The sequence below is a fragment of the uncultured Arcobacter sp. genome (assembly GCF_937982575.1).
GTDB lineage: Bacteria > Campylobacterota > Campylobacteria > Campylobacterales > Arcobacteraceae > Arcobacter.
Genome location: NZ_CALJLR010000003.1, coordinates 1 through 26,971, shown reverse-complemented (window position 1 = coordinate 26,971; position 26,971 = coordinate 1). Strand labels below are relative to the sequence as shown.

25 protein-coding genes and 3 tRNA genes are annotated in these 26,971 nt (G+C 29.8%); 4 read left to right on the top strand and 24 right to left on the bottom strand.

Translation table 11 applies throughout. The features are described 5' to 3' along the window. Positions 1-13: 13 nt before the first annotated feature. The 4 genes from mnmA (Q0617_RS00880) to Q0617_RS00865 form a co-directional block, all read right to left on the bottom strand. Positions 14-1,048 carry a tRNA 2-thiouridine(34) synthase MnmA gene (gene mnmA / locus Q0617_RS00880; RefSeq protein WP_298749481.1) on the bottom strand — a complete coding sequence of 345 codons (1,035 nt, stop codon included), beginning with the start codon at positions 1,046-1,048 and terminating at the stop codon, positions 14-16. A gap of 52 nt (positions 1,049-1,100) precedes the next feature. Further along, positions 1,101-2,228: a tRNA 2-thiouridine(34) synthase MnmA gene (gene mnmA / locus Q0617_RS00875; protein ID WP_298749480.1), complete on the bottom strand. Its 1,128-nt coding sequence runs from the start codon at positions 2,226-2,228 to the stop codon at positions 1,101-1,103. A gap of 41 nt (positions 2,229-2,269) precedes the next feature. Next, positions 2,270-2,761: a 2-amino-4-hydroxy-6-hydroxymethyldihydropteridine diphosphokinase gene (gene folK, locus Q0617_RS00870; RefSeq protein ID WP_298749479.1), complete on the bottom strand. Its 492-nt coding sequence runs from the start codon at positions 2,759-2,761 to the stop codon at positions 2,270-2,272. Positions 2,762-2,850: 89 nt separating this feature from the next. Beyond that, the gene (locus tag Q0617_RS00865; RefSeq protein WP_298749478.1) at positions 2,851-3,873 is read right to left on the bottom strand and encodes a M24 family metallopeptidase; all 1,023 of its coding nucleotides are present in this window, start codon (positions 3,871-3,873) and stop codon (positions 2,851-2,853) included. A gap of 63 nt (positions 3,874-3,936) precedes the next feature. Between Q0617_RS00865 and aroQ the strand changes: the two genes are divergently transcribed. Genes aroQ through sppA form a run of 3 tightly spaced genes read left to right on the top strand, consistent with a single transcriptional unit; the run spans position 3,937 to position 6,524 of the window. Next, a complete protein-coding gene (aroQ, locus tag Q0617_RS00860) occupies positions 3,937-4,416 on the top strand; it encodes a type II 3-dehydroquinate dehydratase (RefSeq protein ID WP_298749476.1) in 480 nt (159 codons plus the stop codon). 1 nt (position 4,417) lies between these two features. Next, positions 4,418-5,644, top strand: coding sequence for a metal-dependent hydrolase (locus Q0617_RS00855; RefSeq protein ID WP_298749475.1), 1,227 nt, complete (start codon positions 4,418-4,420; stop codon positions 5,642-5,644). Further along, on the top strand, positions 5,637-6,524 hold the full coding sequence (gene sppA / locus Q0617_RS00850) for a signal peptide peptidase SppA (protein WP_298749472.1): 888 nt from the start codon (positions 5,637-5,639) through the stop codon (positions 6,522-6,524). The genes Q0617_RS00855 and sppA overlap by 8 nt, the downstream gene beginning before the upstream one ends. Here the strand turns inward: sppA and Q0617_RS00845 are convergent. The 4 genes from Q0617_RS00845 to cowN all read right to left on the bottom strand — a co-directional run bounded on the left by Q0617_RS00845 (position 6,521) and on the right by cowN (position 10,151). Next, positions 6,521-7,294, bottom strand: coding sequence for a hypothetical protein (locus tag Q0617_RS00845; protein ID WP_298749471.1), 774 nt, complete (start codon positions 7,292-7,294; stop codon positions 6,521-6,523). The genes sppA and Q0617_RS00845 overlap by 4 nt on opposite strands. A gap of 83 nt (positions 7,295-7,377) precedes the next feature. Then, positions 7,378-8,577, bottom strand: coding sequence for an acetate kinase (locus Q0617_RS00840; protein ID WP_298749470.1), 1,200 nt, complete (start codon positions 8,575-8,577; stop codon positions 7,378-7,380). A 25-nt stretch (positions 8,578-8,602) separates the two neighbouring features. Next, positions 8,603-9,601 carry a phosphate acetyltransferase gene (pta, locus tag Q0617_RS00835; RefSeq protein WP_298749469.1) on the bottom strand — a complete coding sequence of 333 codons (999 nt, stop codon included), beginning with the start codon at positions 9,599-9,601 and terminating at the stop codon, positions 8,603-8,605. 235 nt (positions 9,602-9,836) lie between these two features. After that, positions 9,837-10,151: a N(2)-fixation sustaining protein CowN gene (gene cowN / locus Q0617_RS00830; RefSeq protein ID WP_298749467.1), complete on the bottom strand. Its 315-nt coding sequence runs from the start codon at positions 10,149-10,151 to the stop codon at positions 9,837-9,839. Between the two features lie 99 nt (positions 10,152-10,250). On the opposite strand from cowN, the gene Q0617_RS00825 reads away from it, so the two are divergent. After that, positions 10,251-11,243 (top strand): AraC family transcriptional regulator, encoded by a 993-nt coding sequence (locus tag Q0617_RS00825; RefSeq protein WP_298749465.1) that lies wholly within the window; start codon positions 10,251-10,253, stop codon positions 11,241-11,243. A 9-nt stretch (positions 11,244-11,252) separates the two neighbouring features. Here the strand turns inward: Q0617_RS00825 and Q0617_RS00820 are convergent, their stop codons facing one another. The 16 genes from Q0617_RS00820 to Q0617_RS00745 all read right to left on the bottom strand — a co-directional run bounded on the left by Q0617_RS00820 (position 11,253) and on the right by Q0617_RS00745 (position 26,884). Beyond that, the gene (locus Q0617_RS00820; RefSeq protein ID WP_298749463.1) at positions 11,253-12,449 is read right to left on the bottom strand and encodes an acetate kinase; all 1,197 of its coding nucleotides are present in this window, start codon (positions 12,447-12,449) and stop codon (positions 11,253-11,255) included. Between the two features lie 62 nt (positions 12,450-12,511). Further along, positions 12,512-13,129: a 3'-5' exonuclease gene (locus Q0617_RS00815; RefSeq protein WP_298749461.1), complete on the bottom strand. Its 618-nt coding sequence runs from the start codon at positions 13,127-13,129 to the stop codon at positions 12,512-12,514. Next, positions 13,122-14,963 (bottom strand): putative nucleotidyltransferase substrate binding domain-containing protein, encoded by a 1,842-nt coding sequence (locus Q0617_RS00810; RefSeq protein WP_298749458.1) that lies wholly within the window; start codon positions 14,961-14,963, stop codon positions 13,122-13,124. Before Q0617_RS00810 ends, Q0617_RS00815 begins: the two co-directional genes overlap by 8 nt. Before the next feature lie 124 nt (positions 14,964-15,087). Beyond that, complete coding sequence (locus Q0617_RS00805; protein WP_298749457.1) at positions 15,088-16,737, bottom strand: cation acetate symporter; 1,650 nt, start codon at positions 16,735-16,737, stop codon at positions 15,088-15,090. Beyond that, on the bottom strand, positions 16,737-17,051 hold the full coding sequence (locus tag Q0617_RS00800) for a DUF485 domain-containing protein (RefSeq protein WP_298749455.1): 315 nt from the start codon (positions 17,049-17,051) through the stop codon (positions 16,737-16,739). Before Q0617_RS00800 ends, Q0617_RS00805 begins: the two co-directional genes overlap by 1 nt. 246 nt (positions 17,052-17,297) lie before the next feature. Further along, a complete protein-coding gene (locus Q0617_RS00795; protein ID WP_298749453.1) occupies positions 17,298-18,947 on the bottom strand; it encodes a cation acetate symporter in 1,650 nt (549 codons plus the stop codon). Continuing rightward, entirely contained in the window at positions 18,947-19,264 is a 318-nt protein-coding gene (locus tag Q0617_RS00790) for a DUF485 domain-containing protein (RefSeq protein ID WP_298749451.1), read from the bottom strand. The genes Q0617_RS00795 and Q0617_RS00790 overlap by 1 nt, the downstream gene beginning before the upstream one ends. A gap of 209 nt (positions 19,265-19,473) precedes the next feature. Continuing rightward, positions 19,474-20,103: a 3'-5' exonuclease gene (locus Q0617_RS00785; protein ID WP_298749449.1), complete on the bottom strand. Its 630-nt coding sequence runs from the start codon at positions 20,101-20,103 to the stop codon at positions 19,474-19,476. Next, entirely contained in the window at positions 20,103-21,920 is a 1,818-nt protein-coding gene (locus tag Q0617_RS00780) for a DUF294 nucleotidyltransferase-like domain-containing protein (protein ID WP_298749448.1), read from the bottom strand. The genes Q0617_RS00785 and Q0617_RS00780 overlap by 1 nt, the downstream gene beginning before the upstream one ends. Positions 21,921-22,043: 123 nt before the next feature. After that, positions 22,044-23,897, bottom strand: coding sequence for a sodium:solute symporter family protein (locus Q0617_RS00775; protein ID WP_298749446.1), 1,854 nt, complete (start codon positions 23,895-23,897; stop codon positions 22,044-22,046). Between the two features lie 13 nt (positions 23,898-23,910). After that, entirely contained in the window at positions 23,911-24,165 is a 255-nt protein-coding gene (locus Q0617_RS00770; protein ID WP_298749445.1) for a DUF4212 domain-containing protein, read from the bottom strand. Positions 24,166-24,340: 175 nt separating this feature from the next. Continuing rightward, on the bottom strand, positions 24,341-25,003 hold the full coding sequence (locus Q0617_RS00765; RefSeq protein ID WP_298749443.1) for a response regulator transcription factor: 663 nt from the start codon (positions 25,001-25,003) through the stop codon (positions 24,341-24,343). Further along, positions 24,984-26,564, bottom strand: coding sequence for a cache domain-containing protein (locus Q0617_RS00760; protein ID WP_298749441.1), 1,581 nt, complete (start codon positions 26,562-26,564; stop codon positions 24,984-24,986). Before Q0617_RS00760 ends, Q0617_RS00765 begins: the two co-directional genes overlap by 20 nt. Positions 26,565-26,638: 74 nt before the next feature. Continuing rightward, a tRNA-Asp gene (locus Q0617_RS00755) sits at positions 26,639-26,715 on the bottom strand. Between the two features lie 15 nt (positions 26,716-26,730). Then, a tRNA-Val gene (locus Q0617_RS00750) sits at positions 26,731-26,806 on the bottom strand. A gap of 3 nt (positions 26,807-26,809) precedes the next feature. Beyond that, positions 26,810-26,884 (bottom strand) — tRNA-Glu (locus Q0617_RS00745). Positions 26,885-26,971 lie beyond the last annotated feature (87 nt).

The following is a 26,971-nucleotide window of genomic DNA, read 5'->3' as shown; positions in this document are numbered from 1 at the left end:
AACTTAGTGAGAATTAGAAAGTCTCTTTAATCCAAGCACTACCTATTACCTTTTGATTATCATAAAATACTGCCAATTGACCAGCTGCAACACCAAATGCTGGCTCTTTTAATCTGATAGTAACATCATCATTTTCAATTTTAACATCACATGGTGTTGATACAGCTCTATATCTTAGTTTTACAGTACAATTAAACTCTTTTTCATCAATAAACATATTTAAATTATTTGCAAGTACTTTGTTTACTTCTAAGGCATTTTTTTTTCCAACAACAATAGTATTATCTTTTGGATTCAATTTAGTTACAAAGTGAGGCTCATGGGCACCTTTTACAGTAAAGCCTCTTCTTTTTCCAATGGTATAATGGGCAAAACCTTTATGTTCACCTATTACATTTCCTTTTTCATCTAAAACATTTCCAGGTACATCTATTTTTGCATGTTTTTTTACAACATCTGTATAAACAGTTTCCACAAAACATATCTCTTGCGACTCATTTTTTTGGGTAATTCTTTTATAGGCAGAGTTTAATTTTGCACCAAACTTTACAATATCTTCTTTTTTGTAAGTGCTAAGTGGAAACATCATGAAAGGAAGAGCTTCTTTACTCACTTGTGATAAGAAATAACTTTGGTCTTTAGTTTTATCATCAGCCTCATAGAAAAACTTACCATCTGTTTTTGCATAATGCCCAGTTGCAAGATAGTTTGCTCCATGTTCTTTGGCAAAATCTAACATTGCACCAAATTTAATTTGTCGGTTACATTTAACACATGGATTAGGAGTAGTTCCTTCTAAGTAAGAGTCTACAAAATAATCATAAACTTCAGTAGTAAATTTATCTGTTAAATCTAAAATATGATATTTAATACCTAAAAACTCAGCTACATCTTTGATATACTCTAAGTTTTTTTCGTGATAGCCATCTGTTCTATTGTGAAGTTTTAAGTAGCAACCCTCAACTTGAAACCCATCTTTTTGTAGCATATAAGCAGTAACTGATGAGTCAATTCCTCCACTCATACCTACCATAACTTTTTTTTTCATTTTAGTCCTTTAAAAGTAGCAAAACTCTAAAGAGAACAATTAGTTGTTCTTCTTAATAGTAATTACTAATAAATCCCCCACCTAAACAATAATCTCCATCATATAAAACAAGACTTTGTCCTAAAGTTACAGCTCTTTGTGGCTTGTCAAATCGTACAAGGACTATATCTTCATTTGCTTGTGTCACGGTACAAGCTTGCTTTTGTTGACGATAACGAACTTGTGCCATTAATTTGTCACCAACTTTAGGTGGCTCTTCTAATACCCAATGCATATGGCTAGCTTCAACATTTTCGTTCATTAGTAAGGGGTGGTTGGTATCTTGCACAACTACTAAGGTATTATCTTCCATATTTTTTTTGGCTGCATACCATGGATTGTGGATGTGACCATCTGATTCAGTCTCTTTAATACCTCCAAGACCAATACCTTTTCTTTGACCTAATGTATAACAAATTAGACCTTTATGTCTTCCTAATACCTTTCCATTTTCATCTACAATATCACCTGGAATTGCTTTTAAATGTTGCGTAATAAAGTCATCAAATCTTTGGTTACCAATAAAACATATACCAGTACTATCTTTTTTATCACTTACTGGAAGATTATGCGCTTTAGCTATTTCTCTTACTTCTTTTTTTGTTAAATCAGCAAGAGGAAATAGGGCCTGTGAAAGTTGAACACTAGATAGTGCATGTAAGAAATAAGTTTGATCTTTTGTATTATCTTTTGGAGTGTCTAGTACATAGTGGTCATTATAGTTAGCTATTTTTGCATAATGTCCAGTAGCTATCATATGGGCACCCATTTTTTTTGCTTCATTTAAAAATACATTGAATTTTATTTCACGATTGCATAAAATATCTGGATTTGGAGTAAGCCCTTTTTTTAATCCTTCTAAGAATACATCAAATACTTTAGTTCGATATTCCTCAACAAAGTCTTTACCTTTTACTTCAATTCCTAATAGTTTACCTACTTTTTTAGCATCTTCGAACTCTATACGATTGGGGCATTGACTACCTTTTATTCCATATTCCCAGTTACGCATAAATAAGCCTACTACTTCATAGCCTTGCTGTTTTAATAACAATGCAGTAACTGAAGAATCAACACCACCAGACATTCCTACAACTACTTTTTTACCTGATGGCAGGATTTCACTTTGTTCCATCTTCATAATCTTCCTTGTAAAGTTCCTTTTTGAAGGGAACCATATATTTAATGACTTCTTTTACACATATGTTTTAAGGGAATAATTACTGATTCTCTGTTTGCCCAGTCTTTGTGAGGAATAATTAATTTTTTGTTATTTACTTTTTTATTATCAAAAAATATTATATCTATATCTAAGGTTCTAGGCGCATCTTGAAAGGACCGCTTTCTTCCGAATTTTTTTTCATATCTTTGCATGATTTTTAATATATCATTGGGACAAAGATTAGATTTTAATCGAATTATACCATTTAAAAAAAAGTTTTGTTTTAAATATCCAAATGGTGGATTTAAAAGTAGGGGAGAACTCTGTAGTAAATCAAATCTAGAGTCTTTTAGTAAGCATAAGAATAACTTATCAAATAATTGTTTTGTATTTCCAATATTTCCCCCAATACCAATTGTTACAAGGTGTTTTTTATTTGAAGATTTTTTTATAAACCTTGGAAAATTAGAAGTATAAAAAAGTGTTAAGTTTTTATCTATAGTTTTTTTCATAATTTCCTTATATAATCTTTAGTAAAACAGTCAAGAAAGAGCTAGTTTATTAAAAAATTAACTATGATAATCTTGACTAATCCCGTGGATTATAATATTTGAGCTTTTCCATTTTTCATTACAATAGTATCTTCAATTCTAACACCAAATTCATTTGGTAGATAAATCCCCGGTTCAATTGTAAAAACCATATTATCTTCTATGATTACATCTGATTTAGAGTTTATATATGGATGTTCATGTATATCAAGTCCAACACCATGTCCAGTACTATGAATAAAATACTTTCCATAACCAGCTTTTTCAATTACACTTCTAGTTAACATATCTATCTCTTTTGCTTTCATTCCTACTTTTGCATTTTCTATTGCATTTAATTGTGCTTTATAAACCAAGTCATATATTTTTTGTTGTTTTTTTGATTTGAATTTTTGTTTTCTTGAAAAAGATAACTCTTTGCCAAAAGATGCTGTGCAAGTTCTATCTGAACAGTATCTTTTATATTTAACTCCTGCATCAACCAAAAGTAAATCATCTTTTTGTAACTTTTTGTTAGTGGGTAATGCATGGGGTTTAGCAGCATTTTCATTTATGGCAATGATTGGGTCAAAACTTAACTCATAGTCACCTTTATTTCTATAAGCTTCTATTGCTTTAAAGTAAAGTAGAGTCTCTTTTTTATTTAGACCCTTTTTATTGATATATTTTGCTAATCTTTCAAAACCCTCTCTTCCTATTTTGGCAGCTTTTTTCAGAAGTGCTATCTCTTCATCTGTTTTAATAACTCTTTTTAGGTGGGAAAAGTTTATATGATTTGTAAAGTTTATATCTAAATCTTCACTCAAAGAGTTAAATTTATTGTAAGTAAAATCATTGCCATCAAAAATTATCTCTTTTATCTTCTCTTTTGTTAATAACTCTTTTGCACTCTTTATTAAATCACTACTTTGTATAACTTCAGTATTTATAACTTTCTCTTTTGCTTCTACTGTATATCTTGCATCTGTGATAAAAAAAGATTCATTTCCTAATTTTATAAAAATAACATTATCACAAGAGTAGTTGCATTCGTAATATATAGCATTTTCATTTGTTAATATATAATTGCTCACTTATTTAGCCTTAACTATAATTTGATTATAATCATAGCAAAATTTTACACAAGGAAAAATAATATGAAAATAGCGGTAATTCAAGGTCCAAACATAAATATGTTAGGTGTAAGAGAGCAAAATATATATGGACCTATGACTTTAGAGCAAATTCATCAAGGAATGAAAGATCAAGCTTCTCAAAATGGTATTGAGTTAGAGTTTTTTCAATCAAACTTAGAGGGTGAAATTGTAGATAAAATTCAAGAGTGTTTAGGTGAAATTGATGGTATTATAATTAATCCAGCTGCATATACTCACACTTCAATTGCTATTAGAGATGCACTAGCTGCTGTAAACTTGCCAACAGTAGAAGTACATATTTCAAATATATATAAAAGAGAAGAGTTTAGACAAAAGTCAATTACTGCTGCTAGTAGTACAGGTGTAATTGCTGGTTTTGGTCCATTTGGTTATCATTTAGCACTTATTTCATTGGGTCAAATTATAAATGAAGTAAAAGCTATGGAAGAAGCTAGAAAGCAACAAGCTACACAAGCATAATATGAAACTTTTAAAAGCCTCTTGGCTTATATGTGTTGATGAAAATAGTACTATCATAAAAGATGGTGCTATTTTATTTGATGATAAAATAAAAGACTTTGGAACAATAGAGTCTTTAAAAAACAAATACAAAGATTTAGAAATAGAAGATTTAGGCGAAAATACAGTTTTAATGCCTGGACTTATAAACTCACATATACATCTAGAATTCTCTTCAAATAGTACAACACTATCTTATGGTAATTTTATGTCATGGCTAAATTCAGTTATAGTAAATAGAGAAGCTTTAGTAGAAAAAAGTAGTACAAAGCTTATAAGTGAAAAACTAAATGAAATGTTACATGGTGGAACTACCTCAATAGGAGCAATAAGCTCTTATGGCTTTGAAATTGAAGCTTGTAAAAACAGTCCTATAAATACTGTTTTATTCTCAGAAGTAATTGGAAGTAAATCAGATATGATAGATACTCTATTTAGTGATTTTAAAGCAAGGTTAAATAGTGTGAAGAGTAATGCTTGTAAGAATTTTATTCCAGCAATTGCAATACACTCACCTTATTCTGTACATCCTTTTTTAGTAAGAGAGGCACTAAGAGTTGCAAAAGAAGAGAACTTAAGTGTAAGTGCACACTTTTTAGAATCAGAAGAAGAGTTTGAATGGCTACATAAAGACGAAGGAAAATTTTTAGAGTTTTTTAAAAACTTTTTAGGACAAGAAAAGAGTGTAACAAGACCTATGGAATTTTTACAACAATTTTCAGGAATAAAAAACTTATCTTTTACACACTGTGTAGAGGCTAGCGATAATGATTTACAAAAAATTAAAGAATTAGGTGCAGTTATTAATCACTGTCCTACATCAAATAGAGTCTTAAACAATAAAAGACTTGAAGTAGAAAAACTAATAGATGTGGATTATTCTATTGGAACAGATGGCTTAAGCTCAAATAACTCTCTACAAATGTTTGATGAACTTAGAAATGCTATGATGATACATACAAATTTAAATATAAATGAATTGGCACAAGATTTAATAAAAGCAGCGACTGCAAATGGAGCTAAAGCTTTAGGGCTAAACAAAGGTAAAATTAAAAAAGACTATGATGCCGATATAATTGTATGTAAACTTCCAGATGAGGTTAAAAATGAAAAAGAACTTTGTACTCAAGTTATTTTACATACAAAAGAGGTATCAAAAGTCTATATAAATGGAGAACAACATGTTTAATTTTTTTAGAATTATTTTTTCACCAATAATTGCTATTTTAGATTTTATAACAAAATATTTTAAGACAGTAGTATTTTTGACTATTATTTACTTTATCGTAAGTTCTAATAGTGATTCAAGTTTAACATCTATTGAAGAGCGTGCAAATTTACAAAAAATTGAGCTACAAGGTCCAATTTTAAAAGTAGATAAAGTGTTAGAAGAGATACAAGCAGCAAAAACAAATACAGATATAAAAGGTGTGTTGTTTGTAGTAAATTCTCCTGGTGGTTCAGTTGCACCTTCAGTTGAGTTGGCTTATGCTATAAAAGAGTTACAAGCAGTTAAGCCAGTTATTGCCTATGCAAGTGGTGTGATGGCAAGTGGAAGTTATTATGCTTCTATTTGGGCAGATAAAATTATTGCAAATCCTGGAAGTATGATAGGCTCTATTGGAGTTATATTTCAAGGGGCAAATGTGGAAGAACTTATGAAAAAAATAGGTATTTCAACACAAACAATAAAAGCTGGAAAATATAAAGAATCAGGAACTTTTTCAAGAGAGTGGAATGAGTATGAAAAAGAAGAATTAGAGTCTATTATTACTGATACTTATGATATGTTTATAACAGATGTTGCAAGAGCTAGAAAACTAAAAAAAGAAAACCACGAAGAGTTTGCAAATGCACATATCTTCACTTCAAGACAAGCTAAAAAAGTAGGACTAGTTGATGAAGTTGGAACAATAAGTATTGCTCAAGATGAACTTTATAAAATCTCAAAAGTTAAAAATCCTATTTGGACAAAAGAGGATAAATTTGATAGATTTATTGATAAGATTATTAATGAAGCAGTTACAAACTTTTCACTAAAGTTTAATGATGGTTTAAAAGCCTATTAGTGGCTTTTAATCCAGTTAGATATATAATCTACAACTTCTTTTTCTATGCCTAAGTATCCATGATAGGACATTGCTTTACAAGGTTTTAATCCACTATCATTTCCACCCTCAAACACTTTATACTCTTTTTTAATATCATCATTTAACATTTTAAAGATTTCTATAGAACCTTTTGGAGGTGTTGCTTTACAAGCATCTTTTTTATGTGAGATAATAAGTGTTGGAACTTCTATACCATCTATAAATAACTCCTGAAGAGTTTTACCTTTACTATTTCTTTTTGACATTGAGGAGGTTAATACAATACCATTTATTAAATCACTCTTTTCAGATGCAATAAAAGCAACAGACTCTGTTCCTCTACTTGTACCTATTAACCATATTGGTTTATTGTAATTAGTTTTTAAATATTTGATAACTTCTGTTAGGTCAGTTAAGTGTTCTTGACTATTTCTAAAATTATAGTAAAGTCCATCTTTTGATCTCTTATCTGAGGGTACATCTATTGAAACAGTTATAAAATCATTGGCAAGGAAATGATTTCTTGATCTTATTAAGAAATTTGTAGTTGACCATTTCTTTTTTTCTTTATGTAATTTGATTTTTCCATTTCCTCCTGGAAAAAGTATTACTATTGCTTTGGCTTCATGTTTTGGAATTTTTAATAGAAAGTTTTGCTTAACGCTATCTCTTGTTTTTAGGGTAATGACTTCTTGTGAAAATAGAGTTGTGGTTAAAAAAACTGAGAGGATAAATAGAATAAATTTCATGAATAATCCTTAATTTTGGTATATCAAGAAAGTATACCATAAACTAAGAATATAAGATAATTTAAGGCAAAAGCCTTAAATTATTATTTAGATTCTGTAACTACTTTAAATGTATCATTTGCAATTACATACTCTTCATTTGTAGGAATTACAAAGATTCTTGAAGCAGAACCGTTAGTTGCGATATCTCTTGCAACTCTTTGTCTTTTGTTGTTTTTAACTGGGTCTAAAACTAATCCCATAGAATCAAGTCCTGCACAAACTTTTTCTCTAATAAGTGCAGCATTTTCACCAATACCACCAGTGAAACATAATGCATCAACACCATCTAGTGCTGCAACATATGCACCAACATATTTTTTGATGTTATAAGCAACCATATCAACTGCTAATCTACATCTTTCATCACCACTAGTCATACCATCAAGTACTTCTCTTAAGTCTGAAGATTTTCCAGAGATTCCTAAGATTCCTGATTTTTTATTCATTACATCTAAGGCTTCATCAATACTCATACCTTCTTGGCTCATCATATATTGTAAAGCACCAGCTCCAACATCACCAGCTCTTGTTCCCATCATAAGACCTTGAACAGGAGTAAGACCCATAGATGTATCAATACATTTGCCATCTAGTACAGCAGAAACTGAAGAACCATTTCCTAAGTGACATACAATAATTCTAGTGTTATGTTTTTTATCTAACATTTGTCTAGCTTCATTTGATACGAAGTAGTGGCTTGTTCCATGGAAACCATATTTTCTAATACCATGTTTGCTATATTGGTCATATGGTAAAGCATACATATATGCGTAATCTGGCATAGTTTGGTGGAATGCTGTATCAAATACTGCAACATTTGGTTTACCTGGCATTAATTGCGCACAAATTTCCATACCAAGGATATTTGCTGGGTTATGTAAAGGAGCAAGTGGAATAAGTTTTTTCATTGTCTCAAGTACTCTTTCAGTTACCATTACTGAACCAGAAAATTCTTCTCCACCATGAACAGCTCTGTGTCCAATAGCATCAATATCATTAATAGAATCAATAACTTTACCTTCCCCCGAAGTTAAAGTAGATAATACAGCTTCGATAGCCTCTTTGTGTGTTGGCATAGTAACATCAAGTTTTAACTCTTTGTCATCACCAAATTCATGTTTTAAAACACCATCAATACCAATTCTTTCACAAATACCTGATGCGAAAACTTTTTTGATAATTGGGTTCATTAATTGATACTTTAATGACGAACTTCCTGCATTTAAAATGAATACTAACATAAATAAAACTCCCTTGTTTGTTTAATTATTTTACTACTTGAGTTGCTGTAATAGCTACTAAGTTTGAGATATCTTCAACAGAACATCCTCTTGATAAATCGTTTACTGGTTTATTTAAACCTTGTACGATTGGTCCATGAGCAGCAGCCCCTGCAAATCTTTGTACTAATTTATATCCAATATTTCCAGATTGTAAATCCGGGAATACTAAAACATTAGCCTTACCAGCTACAACTGAACCTGGTGCTTTAGAAGCTCCAATTGCTTCAACGATTGCTGCATCTGCTTGCATTTCACCATCAAAAGAGAAATCAACATTTCTATCTTCTAAGATGCCACACGCATATTGAACTTTATCTACTAATGGATGTTTTGCACTTCCCTTAGTTGAAAATGATAACATTGCAACTCTTGGATCTAGTCCAACTACACTTTTTGCAGTTGCAGCAGTTGCTGCAGCAATATCAGCTAGTTGTTCTGCATTTGGCTCTGGATTTACAGCACAATCTGCAAATAGAATCAGACCATTATCCCCAAATTTACCATCTGCTGTTTCCATGATGAACGTAGATGAAACAGTGTTTATTCCTGGCGCTGTTTTAATAACTTGAATAGCGGCTCTTAAAACATCAGCTGTTGGAGAACTAGATCCCGCAACTAAACCATCAGCATCACCAAGTCTTACCATCATACAACCAAAAAATCTTGGTTCTGTAGTCATGATTTCAGTAGCTTCTTTTTTTGTTAGACCTTTTGATTTTCTAAGTTGAACTAACTCATCAACATAATTTTCAATTCCATCAAAAGTTTTTGGATCAATTATTTTAGCTCCCTTAATATTTGCTCCACATGCTTTAGCATCAGCATTAATCTTATCTTCGTTCCCAATTAAGATAATATTTGCAGTTTTATCTTTTAAAACTTGCTCTGCTGCTTTTAAAACTCTTTCATCTTCAGACTCTGGAAGAACTATATTTCTTAATTCTTCTTTTGCTTTTGATTTAATACTATCAATTAAACCCATAGAATTAACCCTTTCTTGTTTATTTGAACTTAAATTATATTTTAGAAGGGTAGCATAAGAATAGCAACCTAAATATAAGTTAAAGTTTATCAATTAATTTTATAGTATATATTACGAAAGGATACATAATTAATACATATTTTTTACAAAAATGTAGAATTGTGAAAAATTGTAATAAATTTATAGGGATTTGTTATTTTTGGAACTGTTTTTTTTGAAGACAAGAGTGTTTAATTTAACAACACTCTTGTTCACATTTTTCTAAAGCATTGATTGCTTGTTCATCTTCTGCTTTTTCAAATAATTCTATAAGATAAAAACTATTTGAACAAACTAAATATAATAGTTCTTCTTTAGTATCTGATTTTGGATCTCTATCATAATAAGCTTTTGGAATCATTGGTATTATTTTTTTCCAATAAATATTCATATTTTTTGGCTCTTCCAACACTCTTAACATATTATCAATAACTTCACAGGCATTTTCAAAGCAATTAATATTTTTAAAGCTAACATAACTTTCATCAACTCTAATCTCAAACTTAGACATTCTTTCTCCTTAAACTGTTTAAAAATTATACAATTAAAAGTATATCTTAATATGCTATAATGTGAAAAATTATTGACATTTTACGAAAATTGAGGTTTTATGGCAAAAATATCATCTGTTACATTTCATTTTGTTTTGAAAGCTTTAGAAAAAAATAGTTTAATTTCAATTGATGAGATGTTAAAGTATGCTGATTTACCCAAAGAAGTTTTATTAGAACATGATAGGCAAATTGATAGTGCAAAGTTATCAGAGATTTTTAAATTTTGTGTGGAAAAAAGCGGTGAATATACCTTAGCCTTAAAAATTGGTAGTTCCATAACATATCACTCCTTAGGGGTTTTAGGTTATTTAATGCTAAATGCAAATAATCTAAAAGAGGTAATTGAAAAGTTTGATTATTACCAAAACTTGATTAGTGGATTTATTAAATTTTATTTAACTAAAAATGAAAAATACTACAAAATAGCAATATATATAAATGAAAATCCTATAATTCCAGTGCCAAGTTATCATGCAGAAGTACATTTAAGTGCTGTTTTGACAATATTAAATCAGATTATTGGTAAAACTATAGTTCCAGATTTAACATATTTTACGATTGATTCTATTTCCAACAAAGATGAATATGAAAGAATTTTTGGTGAAAATATAATTTTAGAAAAAAGCGAAAATGCAATATTTTTTGAAACAGAAAAATTAAATATAAGTGTAAATAACTCCAATCCGGTGATGCTTGAATACTTTGAAGCACAGGCAAATAGAATATTAGAAGATATGAAAATGACATCTTGGTATTCTAAAGTTAAAAGAGAAATTTTAAAAACTATAGGCGAAGATGAAATTAGAATTGAATTTATTGCGAATAGATTCGGTATTAGTAGTAGAACTTTACAATATCATTTAAAAGATGAGAATAAAAAATTTAGAGATGCACTTCTAAGTGTTAGGATGCAACTTGCAAATCATTATATAAAAAATACTGAAATGGATTTTTCTAGTATTGCTTTTTTCTTAGGTTATAGTGAATCTAGTTCATTTTTCAGGGCTTATAAAAAGTATTATAAAACAACTCCTAAAAAATATATTTGAAGTAAAGGGTTATTTGCCCTTTACTAATTTATATGTATCTTGAGCTATTACAAACTCTTCATTTGTAGGTATTACATAGATTTTTGTTTTTGAAGTTGATTTATTAATCTCTCTATTTTCAGCAGACCTAATTTTATTTTTATTTTTGTCAATTTCAATACCCATAAAATCAAGTCCATTACATACTTTTTCTCTTATTAAATCAGAGTTTTCACCAATACCAGCTGTAAAACAAACCGCATCAACTCCACCTAACAATCCTGCATAAGCACAAAGGTATTTTTTGATTCTATTACATATTAATTCAATAGCAACAGTTGCTCTTTTGTCTCCATCTTGTGATGCTTTAATTATTTCCCTTAAATCAGAACTGATTCCAGAAAGACCTAAAAGACCTGATTTTTTATTTAGATAATCAATTATTTGATGACCATCCATATCTTTCTTTTCCATCAAATAAGGAATAACTCCAGCATCAATATCTCCACTTCTTGTTCCCATAACTAAACCTTCAAGTGGAGTTAAGCCCATTGAAGTACTAATAGATTTTCCATCTTTGACGGCACAAATAGATGAACCATTTCCCAAATGACAAACTACAATTTTAGAACTCTTTTTTTTACCAAGCAGTTTAATTGCTTCTTGAGATACATAAAAGTGTGAGGTTCCATGAAATCCATATTTTCTTAAATGATGTTCTGTATAATCTTCATGTGGCACTGCATAAAGGAAGTTTTCTTCAGGCATTGTTTGATGAAATGCAGTATCAAATACTGCAACATTTGGAGTTTTTGGCATAAGTTCTTGGCAAATTTTAATACCTAAAATATTTGCAGGGTTGTGTAGTGGTGCAAGAGGTATTAACTTTTCAATTTTTTTAATTACTTTTTCATCTACAATTGTAGATGAATTAAAGTATTCTCCACCATGAACAACTCTATGCCCTATGGCATCAATTTCATCTATAGAATTAATCACTTTTGTTTCAGAGTCAGTCAATGTTTTTAGTACAAGTTCTATGGCTTCTTTATGTGTTGGCATATCAATTTCAAAGTCGAGTTTTTTATTTTTACTAACTTCATGTTTTAAAATTCCATCAATACCAATTCTCTCAACTAATCCAGTAGCAACTACATCTTTAGTTGTAGCATTTATTAGTTGATATTTTAAAGAAGAGCTTCCTGCATTTAATACAAGTACTAACATAATTTGACCTTTTTTTTGATTTTTATATAATAAAGTATAGTAATTTTATTTGAAATAATTTATTAAATTTTCACTTTTGCTTGATTTTTAAGTTTTAAGAATATCATTGCAGTCATTACTGCATCGTTGTATGCATCGTGCTTACCTAAAACAGGAATATTCAAATCTTTCATAATTGCATCAAACCTTAAATCAATATTACTTTGTGGTATTTTTTCTATTTTCCAGTCATGATATATGGCTGAAACCTCGTAAGTTTTATTTGGTAATTTGATACCTATTTTAGGTTTAAGATATTTATTAATCATAGCAATATCAAACTCTAAAAAATATCCAACTAATTTTCTATTGCCAATAAATTCTAAAAAATCTTCAATCATATCATCTATATCTTCTGCATCTTCCAAGTCCATAATTCTGATATGATGTACTTTTATTGCCTCTTCTTGAAGCTTAGTTTTTGGTTTTATAAATTTAACAAATTTTTTACTAGATAGTATGGTATTATTTTTTATAATAACCGCACCTATTGATATAATATCATCTTCTAAAGGGTTTAAACCAGTTGTTTCACAGTCAAAACATACAAATTCATCATCACTATTTTTATCAAAAAGATAAAGGTATTTTTCATCTTTTAGATTCTTTTTATTGAAATGATTTTTTATTGAATTAAACATAATTTAACTTATAGTGATGTTCTAGTTTTTTCTTTAATTTTGTAACAATTTTAAAACTCTCTTTTAATAAATCTTTTTCCATAGTATTTAAATTCTCAGGGTTTATGTAGTTATCAATTTTTTTACCAGAATCCAATTTTTCTAAATTTGATTTTAGTTTAATAGTTGATAAGAAATTAAAAGCCTCTTTAAGTTCTGAAGCAAATTCGTTATCAAATTCACCCAATTCTTTTAATTCTTCAATTCTTTTTAAAGTATTTGTTCTCATGATTTTATGTTCTAAACATAATGCTCTAATACCTTGAACAAGAATAAAAATCCCACCTTTTTTAATATCTATTTCATGTTTATGTTCTTTATCTTTTGAGTCAAAAACAAAACCATCAAAAAATCCTAAAGGTACGTTAAACTCCATAATGATTTTTGCAAAATGCATATAAAAACTTTGAGAGGTAGAACCTATTTTAAAAATATATTGTTTTAATTCATCTAATAACTCTCTATTTCCACTAACACTAACAGCATCATAAAAAATAGCTAAATTCATAAAGTTATCGCCACTTGGTTGTGTTATCCAGGTATATACTTGTGTTTTAAAGTCAGAAAATTTTCTACACCAGTATGGATTAGAAATCATAATATTCCCTTCACATCTTGGGAATCCAAAGTCAACAAGTGTTTCAATATACTTAGAAGTAAACTCTAAAATCTCTTCAGGATTTACTTCACAATCATCAGAAATAATTAAAGCATTGTCTTGATCAGTTTTTAAGACTTGTTCTCCTCTTCCTTCACTTCCCATAACAACTAAACATGACTTATTTATTAAACCCTCTGGTGCTAGTTTTTTAAATAACTTATCCATGATTTTTCTATTTAGTTGATTAATTAGTTTTGAAATAAAGGCTACTTTTACACCTTTTGCATTTAGTGATTTTATTATCTTTATAAAAGAGTGACAAGCTATTTTTAACTCTTCAATTGTGTCAGCATTGTCAATTTCATTTGAAACAGAAAAAGTGTGAGTTGCAAAAAATGAAGACAGAGAAATTTGGTCAATTATTCCAACAATTTTATCATCATCATTTTTTACTACCATTCTTTTAAGTCCATGTTTTGACATAAGTAGTTGTGCATTAAATAAGAAATCATTTTCATTTACATATCTTAATCCACTATTTGAGATTTTCCCTACAATATCATCAAAATCCATACGATTTAAGATAACTTTTTCTCTAAAGTCTGAGTCAGTTACAATATGTATTTCACCTTTGTCATCTTCTAATAAAAGAGTAGGAACTTTTTCTTTTTTTATGGTTTTTACAGCTTCAAAAATAGTGGTGTCATATGGAGCAATAACTGCTCTATGAATCCTTGCATCTTTTACTTTTGCAACCATTAGATTTGCTAATTCTTTGTTTTTTTCGTTGTTAATATTTGCATTTAGTTTTTGAGAGATTGACTGAAAAAAGAAACTCTCTAAGTCAGGATTTTCATGCAATGTTTTTATAAAAAGCTCTCTTGGTAATATGTAACAGATACTCTCTTGAGCTGCTACAAAAGAGTGTTTTGAATAGTTTTCAATAAGTGAGATTGTATCAAAGAATTCACATTTTGTGTAAATAGATAAAACATCATCATCAATTTTTTCTTGAATCAAACCTTTTATTACAAAGTACAAATATTTTGGTTTTTCACCTTGGTTTTGTATTACTTCATCTTTTTTAATATAAACAATATCTAAAGAGTTAGCAAACTCTTCTAACTGAAGCTTTGAAAGTGCTTCAAAGGGGTGAATCGATTTTATAAAAGTTGTTTGTTCTAAAATTGTCATTTTAAATCTTTACTATTAATTTTATAAGTTAGATTAACATATGAACAATGATAAAAAACTGAAATTAATAGTGAAAATTTATAAATATTTTATTATCAAAGAGGAAACCTCTTTGATAAATAAATTAGTGTTCAACAGCACCAGCAGAGCCAATACCTGTATTTGCTCTAATATTTTGTGCTCTGAATTTCTCTTTTTCATCTTTTCCTCTTTGAGAATTATCAGTTTTAGAGAAGAACCATATTGCAACAAAAGCAATAGTTACAGAGAATAGTGCTGGGTGTTTATATGGGAATAGTGCCTGGGCATTTCCTAAAATTTGTACCCAAACAATTGGTCCTACAATTACAAGTGTAACCGCAGTAATTAAACCTATAAATCCACCAACAAATGCACCTCTTGTTGTTAAACCTCTCCAGTAAATAGAAAGAAATAATATTGGGAAGTTTGCAGATGCTGCAATACCAAATGCCAATCCAACCATATATGCAATATTTTGTTGCTCAAATGCAATACCAAGTGTTACCCCAACAATTCCAACAATTACAACAGTGATTTTAGAGATTTTAACAACTTTTTCATCACTTGCATCAGGATTGATAACATTTGCATAGATATCATGAGATATTGCAGATGCTCCTGCTAGTGTTAATCCTGAAACAACAGCTAAAATTGTAGCAAATGCAACAGCTGAAATAAATCCTAAAAATGCATTTCCACCAAGCATATGTGATAAGTGAATAGATGCCATATTATTTCCACCAAATAACTTGCCATCAACAAAATATTGTGCTCCATCTGCTGAGTTTAAAAAGGCAATTGCTCCAAAACCAACGATAGTAATAATAATCCAGAAATAACCAACAAACCCAGTTGCATAAACAACAGATTTTCTAGCTTCTTTTGCATTTCCAACTGTAAAGAATCTCATAAGTACATGAGGAAGACCAGCTGTTCCTAACATAAGTGCCATTCCTAAAGAAATTGCACTTATAGGGTCTGAAATAAATCCACCTGGTGCTAAAATTGACTCACCAGCTGAGTGATTTTCAGTAGCTTTGACAGCTAAAGACTCAAAAGAAAAATCAAAGTGATATAAAACCATTACTGCCATAAATGACACACCAGTTAAAAGTAAACATGCTTTAATAATTTGTACCCAAGTTGTTGCTAACATTCCACCAAAAGTTACATATACAATCATTAATGCACCAACCATAAATACAGCATATTCGTATTCCATACCAAATAGAACTTGGATTAATTTTCCTGCCCCAACCATTTGAGCAATTAAATATAAAATAACAACTGCAATAGAACCAAATGCCGCAAGAGTTCTAATCTCTTTTTGTCCTAGTCTATAAGCTGCAATATCAGCAAAGGTAAATTTACCTAAGTTTCTAAGTTTTTCAGCCATAAAGAAAAGTATTATTGGCCAACCAACCAAAAATGATACAGCATAGATAACTCCATCATAACCTTTTAGGTAAATAAGTCCTGAAACTCCTAAGAAAGCAGCTGCAGACATATAATCACCAGCAATTGCTAATCCATTTTGAAAACCTGTAATTCCCCCACCTGCTGTATAAAAATCACTTGCAGATTTTGTTTTTTGTGCTGCCCAATAAGTAATACCTAAAGTTCCAAGAATAAAAACAAAAAACATAATAATTGCAGGAATATTTAAATCTCTTTTTGTTGCTTCAAAAGTAGCATCACCAGCTGCAAATAGTGATAGTGCAAAAATTGATAATAGTGCTATAACTTTAAACATTAGATTAAATCCTTTACATCTTTTTTTATTTCATTATTTAAATCTTCAAATTCACCATTTGCTCTTTTAACATAAATTAATGTTGTTATAAAGCTAATAACTAAAATCGCAAGTGCTATTGGAAATGCAACAGTAGTTAGGCCATCTCCTATTTTTGTTGCAAGAATCTCTTTGTTAAATGCAATTGTTAAAATATATGCATAAAACATAACTAAAACAAAAACTCCTAGTTTAATACTAAAACTTTTTCTTTTGTTCACTAATTCTTGATATTTAGGATTATCTTCAATCCTTTTTACAAGTTCTTCATTCATCGCTTTTTCCCCTTTTGTATGTTGAAACATATGTCAATTAATACGTAGCATTAACATAGCATCAATTATACTTATAGAAATAAAATGTGTTATTTAATTATGTAAGAATTATGTATAAAAACATAGAAGATGTAGAAAGGTAACAGTTATTTATAGTAATGAACATATGCTTATTTAGTAATTTATAATCAAAATAAGTACATCTTATACTAAAGAGTATTTTATCTCTTTAGTATAAGTTTTTCTTTAGTGGTCAACAGCTCCATCAGCTCCAAAACCAGTCTCAGCTCTAACACTTTGTGCTTCAAATGCTTTAGTTTCATCTTTAGCTCGCTGACTTTTGTCAGTAATTGAGAAAAACCAAATAGCAATAAATGCAGCACTCACAGAGAACAGAGCAGGGTGTTTATAAGGGAATAATGCAGTATCATTTCCTAAAATTTGTACCCAAACAATTGGACCAACAATAACAAGAACTACAGCAGTAATTAGACCAATTAATCCACCAATAAATGCTCCTCTTGTAGTTAATTTTGACCAATAAATTGATAAAAATAGAATTGGGAAGTTAGCAGATGCTGCAATAGCAAATGCAAGACCAACCATAAATGCAATATTTTGTTGTTCAAAAGCAATACCTAAAACAACTCCAACAACTCCAATTATAATAACAGCTCTTTTAGAAACTTTCATTTCTTGCTCTTCTGTACAGTTTGGATTGATTACAGATGCATAAAGGTCATGTGAAATAGCACTTGCACCTGCAAGAGTAAGACCAGATACAACTGCTAAGATTGTAGCAAATGCAACTGCTGAAATAAATCCTAAGAATACATTTCCACCAACCACATGTGATAAGTGAATTGCAGCCATATTATTTCCACCAAATAGTTTTCCATCTGTAAAATACTGAGCACCTTCAGGAGAGTTCAAAAATACAATTGCTCCCAAACCAATAATAGCAATAACTAAGTAAAAATATCCAATAAAACCAGTTGCATAAACAACAGATTTTCTAGCTTCTTTTGCATTACCAACAGTAAAGAATCTCATAAGTACGTGAGGAAGACCAGCAGTTCCTAACATAAGTGCCATACCTAGTGAGATAGCAGAAACTGGATCTGAAATAAATCCACCTGGTGCCATAATATCTTGACCTAGATTGTGTGAATCAACTGCTTTTGCAGCAAGTGCTTCAAATGAAAATCCAAATTGACTCATAACCATAAATGCCATAAATGTTACACCTGAAAGAAGTAAAACAGCTTTGATAATTTGTACCCAAGTAGTTGCAAGCATACCACCAAAAGTTACATAAACAATCATCATAACTCCAACAAGAATTACGGCATATTCATAAGGAAGACCAAATAATACTTGAATTAGTTTTCCAGACCCAACCATTTGTGCAATAAGGTAAAGAGTAACAACCGCTAATGAACCTAAAGATGCTAATGTTCTAATCTCTTTTTGACCTAGTCTATAAGCTGCAATATCAGCAAATGTATATTTACCTAAGTTTCTTAATTTTTCAGCCATTAAGAATAAAATAACAGGCCAACCAACTAAAAATCCAACTGCATATACAAGTCCATCATAACCTTTAAGATATACTAAACCTGAAAGTCCAAGAAAAGATGCTGCTGACATATAATCCCCAGCAATTGCCATACCATTTTGAAAACCTGTAATTCCCCCACCTGCTGTATAAAAATCACTTGCAGACTTTGTTCTTTTTGCTGCCCAGTAAGTAATACCTAAAGTAGCTCCAACAAAGATAAAAAACATAATAATTGCAGGAATATTTAAATCTCTTTTTGTAGCTTCAAAAGTAGCATCTCCTGCTGCAAATAAAGCAACTGTAAAAACTGAAATTAGTGCTAAAATTCTAAACATTATAATTCATCCTTTACATCATCTTTTATAGCATTTGTTAAGTCTTCAAACTCACTATTTGCTCTTCTAACATAAATTAAAGTTGTAATAAAACTTACTATAATTATCCCTGCTGCAATAGGAAATGCAATAGTCATAACTCCCTCATCTCCAAGCTTTGTTCCTAAAAATGTAGGGTTAAATGCAATAGTTAATATATATGTATAAAATATTGCTAATACAAAAATTCCTAGTTTTACTGCAAAACCAGTTCTTTTACTTACTAATTCTTTGTACTTCGGATTAGACCGAATTTTTTGAACTAATTCGTCATTCATAGTTGTCCTTTCAATTATATTTTGGATTTTCTATTCATAGCATTTGAATAGCATTAAAATACAGTGAAAATTATACATAAGTAGGATTATAAAAAAATATCAGAATAAAAAATTAAGCTTGATTTAAAGGTATAAAAAAATTAAGTAACATAAGGTTACATAAAAGTTACATTTTAGCAGTTAAGTAACTTTTTTAGAAATAGAAATAATTAGGTGTAAAAAGTTGATTGAGCAGGAGATAAACCTTTTAATTTTAGAAATATCATTGAGGTCATTATTGCATCATTTAGTGCATCATGTTTTCCTAACATTGGTATATCTAGTTCTTTCATAATCGTGTCAAATTTTAAATCAACAAATTCATAATCACTTCTTCTTTTTTTTGTACGATAATACATTGAAGAGACTTCAATTGATGCATTTGGAAGTTTTATTCCAATATATTTTTTTGTATATTTTGATATCATTGCAATATCAAATTTTATATAATATCCCACAATTGTTCTAGAGCCTATAAATTCCAATAATTGATAAATTGCTTCTTCTGGGTCAATTGCATTTTCTAAATCTATGGGTCTAATTCTATGAATAAGTATTGATTCTATGGAAATTTTATCAGATGGTTTTACAAAAATATTAAAGGTTTTTCTCATCAATATTTTATTCTCTTTAATTAAAACTGCCCCAATTGATAATATTTCATCTTTTTTGGGATTTAATCCTGTTGTTTCACAGTCTAAGCAAACATATTCATTTTTAGGTTCATCATTAAAAAGATATTTGTACTCTTGATTTTTTAATTTCTTTTTGTTTAAATTTCTAAAAAAATTCTTTAGCATTATGAAATCTTATCTGTTCTAAATGTATATGAAATAAATTTTTTAAAATCAACTACGATTTTGAAACTATCTTTTAATAAATCTCTCTCAATCTTACCTAAAGAGTGAGTATCTATTTCATTATTTATTTTTTTATTATCTTGAAGTTTTATTAACTGTGATTTTAATCTTAAGGTACATAAAATATCAAAAGCTTCTAAGAGTTCATTGGCTAAGTTAGTAGGTAAAACCTTTCTTTGCTCTAAAATCTTTATTCTTTTTTCTGTTGTTGTTTCTCTAATTTTTTCTCTTAATGCTAAAGATCTAATACCTTGTACAACAGGGAATATACCAGCTTTTTTAATATCAATAAAATGTGTTTTGGTCATAAAGTTTGCAACAATGCTTGGTGTATCAAATGTTAAAGTAGCTTTTGCAAAATATGCCATAAAAACATCTTGGTCATGTAGTTTATTGAATAAATCATCTTTTAGTTTTATTAGTAACTCTTTATCTCCAGCAACGGCAAAAGAATCAAAAAATATTGCCAAATCCATATAATTTTGCATATCAGGTGCTTCAATCCATTTTTTTGTTTCATCTGTGTATGCTTGGAAACTTTTACACCAAAAAGGATTTGAAACCATTATATTACCTTCACATGGAGGGTAACCAAAATCAATAAGTGTTTTAGTAATTTCTTCCATATAAGGTCTATATTGTTCAACATCAATACCATCTCTAACAATTAAGGCATTATCTTGATCTGTTTTGACAATTTGTTCATTACGACCTTCACTTCCCATAACTACTAGACAAGCATTTTTCATTAAATCTTTTGGCACAATTAAACTATATAATTTTCTGTAAACTTTTGTATTTAGTTGTCCAATTAAATTTGAGATGTGATTTACTTTTACACCTTTTGCATTAAGTGTTGTAATAGTATTTATTAATTCAATACTTGCTTGTCTTAAGTCTACAATGTTTGCTGCTTTTTTAATTTTTGAGTCCACAACATAAGTGTGATTTGCAAAATGAGACAGAATATCTATTTGTTCTAGTATTCCTATCATATTATTATCGTTGTCAACTACACCAATTCTTTTTATATTTTTTTTAATCAACAAAGAAAAAGCATCGAATAAGTAGTCCTCTTTATTCACTGTTAATAGTGGAAAAATTGCGATATCATCAACAGGGATTGTCAAATCACGTCCCTCAAGAAGAACTTTCATTTTTAAAAGTGAATCAGTAATAATTCCATAACCTTTTTCATGCTCTACGATTATTGTAGAAGTATTAAACTCTATTGATTTTTCTATAGCATCAATTAATTTTGTACCAGATTTTACAATACAAGGGTCATGCATAATAGTATCATCTACTCGGGCAATCATAAATGAAGATAGTTGTGAAGTATATTTTTTATCTTTTAAGTTTTGTAGTTTATTTACTAAGTTATTTAAGAAAAACTCTTTAAACTCACTGTTTTGTTCTATTAAGGTTAAGAAAGCTTTTTTTTCTAATTCATAACAAATCAAATCTTCTTTTACAATAAAATAGTTTTTACACTCTCCATAAATCAAAGAGTTTGCATCAAATGAATCTTCTTGATGAAAATCCATTACCATCTCATCTTCAGCTGTCATTTCATGGACAGTACCTTTTATGATAATAAAAAAGTGTGTTGAATTCTTATCTGGACTTAATATTGTAGTATCTTTGGGATAATATGCAATATCCATATTTTTGATACAAAGATCCATTTGTTGTTCTGATAAAACTTCAAAGGGATGGATATTTGATAGGAAAGATTCTTGGTCTCTTAAACTCATTTAAAACCTTTTTTGGGAGTAGTTTACTTTTTTATAGCTATTGATATAAGTGTTAAAATAGATATAAAAAAGTAAAAAAAAAGTATACCCGAAGGTATACTTTTTAGTTTGTCAAATTAAAGACTAGTGATCTACAGCGTCACCAGCACCTGAAGGAATTCTAATTCTTTCAACAAGATCTTGAATATCTTGTGGTGGTGGAGGAGTCATTCTAGATACAACTAATGCCACAACTAAGTGTAAAATTGTTCCAATAGTACCAATACCAGTTGGAGCAATTCCTAAGAAATAATCAGCTTTGTCTCCACCCATGAATACGAAGTAAATAATGTATCCGAAAGTAAAGAAAAGACCAGTTAAAATACCAGCAATAGCACCTTCTTTGTTCATTCTCTTATCAAATACCCCAAGGATAATTGTAGGGAAGAACGCAGCAGCAGCAAGACCGAATGCAAATGCAACAACTTGTGCAACGAAACCTGGAGGGTTAATCCCTAGGTATCCAGCGATACAAATTGCAACAACAGCAGAGATTCTAGCCCACATAAGCTCAGTTTTTTCATTCATTGTAGATTTTCCAGTTTCTGGGTCTTTGAAAACTACTTGTCCTAATAAGTCATGAGAAATTGCAGAAGCAATTACTAGTAATAAACCAGCAGCAGTTGATAATGCAGCAGCAAGACCCCCCGCAGCAATGAAAGCAATTACCCAGTTAGGTAAGTTTGCAATTTCAGGGTTAGCTAGTACCATGATATCTCTATCAACGTATAACTCATTTTCAATTTTTCCACTATTAGCAGCAGGCACAGCGTTAGTAGTAACTCTTTGACCATACTCACCAGTTTTAGTTCCATCGAATGCAGGTTTACCAGCAAACGCTTTATCTGGACCATATTGAATTTTACCATCACCATTTCTATCAGTCCATGCTAATAATCCACCATTTTCCCATGTTTTAAACCATGTTCCATTGTTACCTTCAATCTCACCATTAACAAACGCTTGATATTCAACATTTTGAACATTTTTGATTAAGTTAACTCTTGAGAATGCAGCAACTGATGAAATAGTTGTATACATAATAGCAATAAATACTAATGCCCAACCAGCAGATACTCTAGCATCTTTAACAGTAGGAACTGTAAAGAATCTAACAATAACGTGTGGTAAACCAGCAGTACCAAGCATAAGTGCAGTAGTTAACATAAACATATTCCATAAGTTACCTGGTTGTGTATAAGCACTGAAGCCTAAGTCAGTAACAGCAGTATCTAGTGCATGCAATAGATAAGTACCTTCAGGGATAACTCTAACACCATCGTCAAATGCGAAAGTAGTAGTAGCAAAAACACCTAATTGAGGTAAGAATGTATCAGTAACTTGTAATGATAAGAAGATTGCAGGAATCATATATGCAAAAATCATAACAACATATTGAGCAACTTGTGTATATGTAATACCTTTCATCCCACCAAGAACTGAATAGAAGAATACAATACCCATACCAATAAGCACCCCAGTATTAACATCAACTTGTAAGAATCTTGAGAAAACGATACCAACACCTCTCATTTGTCCAGCAACATATGTGAACGAAACGAAAATAACACCAATAACAGCAACTAATCTTGCTGTATCTGAATAATATCTGTCACCAACGAAATCAGGAACAGTAAACTTACCAAACTTTCTTAAGTAAGGAGCAAGTAACATAGCAAGTAGAACGTATCCACCTGTCCAACCCATTAAGTAAGCAGCACCATCAGATCCCTTAAAAGAGATGATACCAGCAAGTGAGATAAAAGATGCCGCTGACATCCAATCCGCTGCTGTTGCCATACCATTTGCAACTGGGTGAACCCCTCCACCAGCAACATAGAAATCTTTAGTTGAACCAGCTTTTGCCCAAAGAGCAATACCAATATAAACTGCGAATGAAACACCTACGAATAGGTAAATTAATGATTGTAATTCCATATTCTATTTTCTCCTATTCGTGAACGCCATATTTTTCGTCAATACCAGTCATAACTTTAACATAAACGAAAATAAGAGCAACAAACACATATATTGCACCTTGTTGTGCAAACCAAAATCCTAGTTTAACACCACTGATTTCTATAGCATTTAATTCATTAATGAATAAAATACCACAACCGTAAGAAACAACAAACCAAACTACAAGTAGTTTAAGGATTGTTGAAATATTTTCTTTCCAATAAGCCTGAGCTTTTTCTGGACTCATAGGTTCTCCTCATTTTGATTTTATTAAAAAAAAAGTTTCTCTTTTAATAATTAACAATGTAATTGTAATAATGGTAAATAGCAAAAGGGTAGCAATCGAATGATTTTGTGAAAGAATTTTGAAATTTATGTAGTTTTTATGTAATTCAAGGAATAAAGTACCATAAAATGGTACTTTATGAAGAGTAGTATCTTTCTACTTTATATCCTAAACCTCTGATATTTTTGATAAAATCTTCTTTTAATGCTTTTTTCAGTCTTGAAATTTCTGCTCTAATTGTAGGGTTATCTATGTCTTCTGCATCCCAAACATCAACTCTAAATCGCTCAAAGTCAACTATCATATTTATATTGAGTGCAAGTATATGAATAATCTCTAACTGTTTTTTTGTTAAATTTTGTGCTTCATTATTAAAATAAAGAACTTTTTCTGTTTTTGAATATGAATAATTTTCAGATAATTTCATATGAGAAGTGGATTGTTTATCTTTTTTCAGTATTTGATTTATCTTTATTCCAAGCTCTTCTAGGTGAAAAGGTTTTTTAATATATTCTCTACAGCCTAAGTTATATGCTCTTGTTATATCTTCAATATCAATAAGGGCTGTTATAAATATAGTTGGAATAAATGTATTCTTCTTATTTAATGTAGCTAAAACATCAAAACCATTTACTGTTGGTACATTTACATCTAAAATTAATAAGTCATATGATATATCAACATTATCTAACACATCTTGCCCGTCTGTAAAACTTGTAACTAAATGTCCAATGCCAGACAAATATTCACTAATAGCATTGTTTAACATCATTTCATCTTCAAGAAGCAGTATTTTCATCTTTTGTAAACCTATATGTAAATTTTGTATTCTCATCTGTAGAATCTAAATTAATTATAACGTTATTTTTATCACAAATCTCTTTTACTATTCTAAGTCCCAATCCAAAGCCACCTCTAGCATCATTTTCTCTGTAAAAGTCATTGAAGATTCTATCTTTTTGTTCTATTTTTTTAGAATTTGTTTTGACTTCAAAAATTATTCCTAAATCATCTTTTAATAGTTTCACATAAATTGGTGAGTCTTTAAATGAATATTTTATTGCATTTGAAATATTATTATCTAATATTCTTTGTAATAATGTTTTATTGAAATTTAAAAAAATAGGGTCTTGAATATTTGTAACAAAAAATAGTGAATTTGCTGTAGCTATATCATCAAAGAACTCTAATCTATCTTTTAAATACTCTGAGAAGTTAAAAACCTCTTTTTCATAACTTACTCTATCTTTTTTAATCATAAAAGATAAATCATCAAATATATATTGGATAGTCTTTGCTCCACTTTCGATATTTCTGATATATTTATTTGTTGAATTACTCATTTTATATAAATCAAGATTTATTTGAATAATTGATAAGGGAGTATTTATCTCATGTACAGAGTTTTTTAGAAACTTTTTTTGTTTTTCAATTAGTTGTGTTAACTCTTTAGTTTGTCTTGCTACTGTAGTTTCAAGGTGTGCATTTAAGTCACTTAACATATTATTTTTATCTTTTATATTATGCATAGCATCATGGGCATAATTTGCAATTACTTTAAACTCTCCAAAGATAATTTTATTTTGATTTATTGGGGTATCATCTTCTTGGGAATCTTTGAAATATTTCCCAATAGCTTTAACATCATTTACAATAAGAATAGTTGCATTTTTATAAATAAAGATTGAGTATAAAACTAACATAATTGTAAGTGATAAAATTTGAAGAATATAGTTTGATATCTTTTCATCATATTCAAGTTCTTTTTGAGTTACAACTTTATTTATTTCATTTAAATATGCACCTGTTCCTATTGTCCATTTCCATGGTTTGTAAGATAGGGCAAAGGAGATTTTTTTAACCTCTTCCTTATCTTTTGGTTTTAGCCATAAATACTCAACATAACCACCTGAATTATCTTTTGAGATATTGATTAGCTCTTTAATTACTTGTTTCCCTGTCTTATCTTTATATGAAAATAGGTTCTTGCCTACATGATGTGTTGATATTGGGTTATAAATTGAAGTTCCAGAGAAATCATAGATAAAAAGATAGTTATCCATAGATTTTTTATCTCTAGTGCTCTCTATTATTTCTAGTATCTCTTTTTGTATTTGTTTTGTTGATTTTATGTTTTTATATTTAGTATTATAAAAATGTATTAAGTTAATAGTTTTTTCTATTTCATTTCTAATTGAATCTTTTTGTTTATTGGCATAATCACTTTTAATTATTTCAATTTTTTCTTGGAAATCATCAAAGGCATTTTCGATTATGATAAATGTAAAAAATGATATAAGAATAACTATAAATGTAATACTGTAAAGAATAAGGTGGTAAAGAGATTTTGCTTTAATCATATGTAGTTCCTAGTTTTAAAAAAATAGGATAGCAAATATAAGATGATAATATGATTATGTGGAAGAATAAATAGTGGCGCGGCTGAAGGGACTCGAACCCTCGACCTCCTGCGTGACAGGCAGGCATTCTAACCAACTAAACTACAGCCGCACTATTATTTTAAAATGGTGGTCGATATAAGACTCGAACTTATGACATCTACCTTGTAAGGGTAGCGCTCTACCAACTGAGCTAATCGACCGATTGGTGACCCCTAGGAGACTCGAACTCCTGTGATTGGAATGAAAATCCAAGATCCTAACCGCTAGATGAAGGGGCCAATCGTAAATGTGAAAAATGTTATCTCTAAACTGGTGACCCGTAATGGATTCGAACCATTGGCCACCTCCTTAAAAGGGAGATGCTC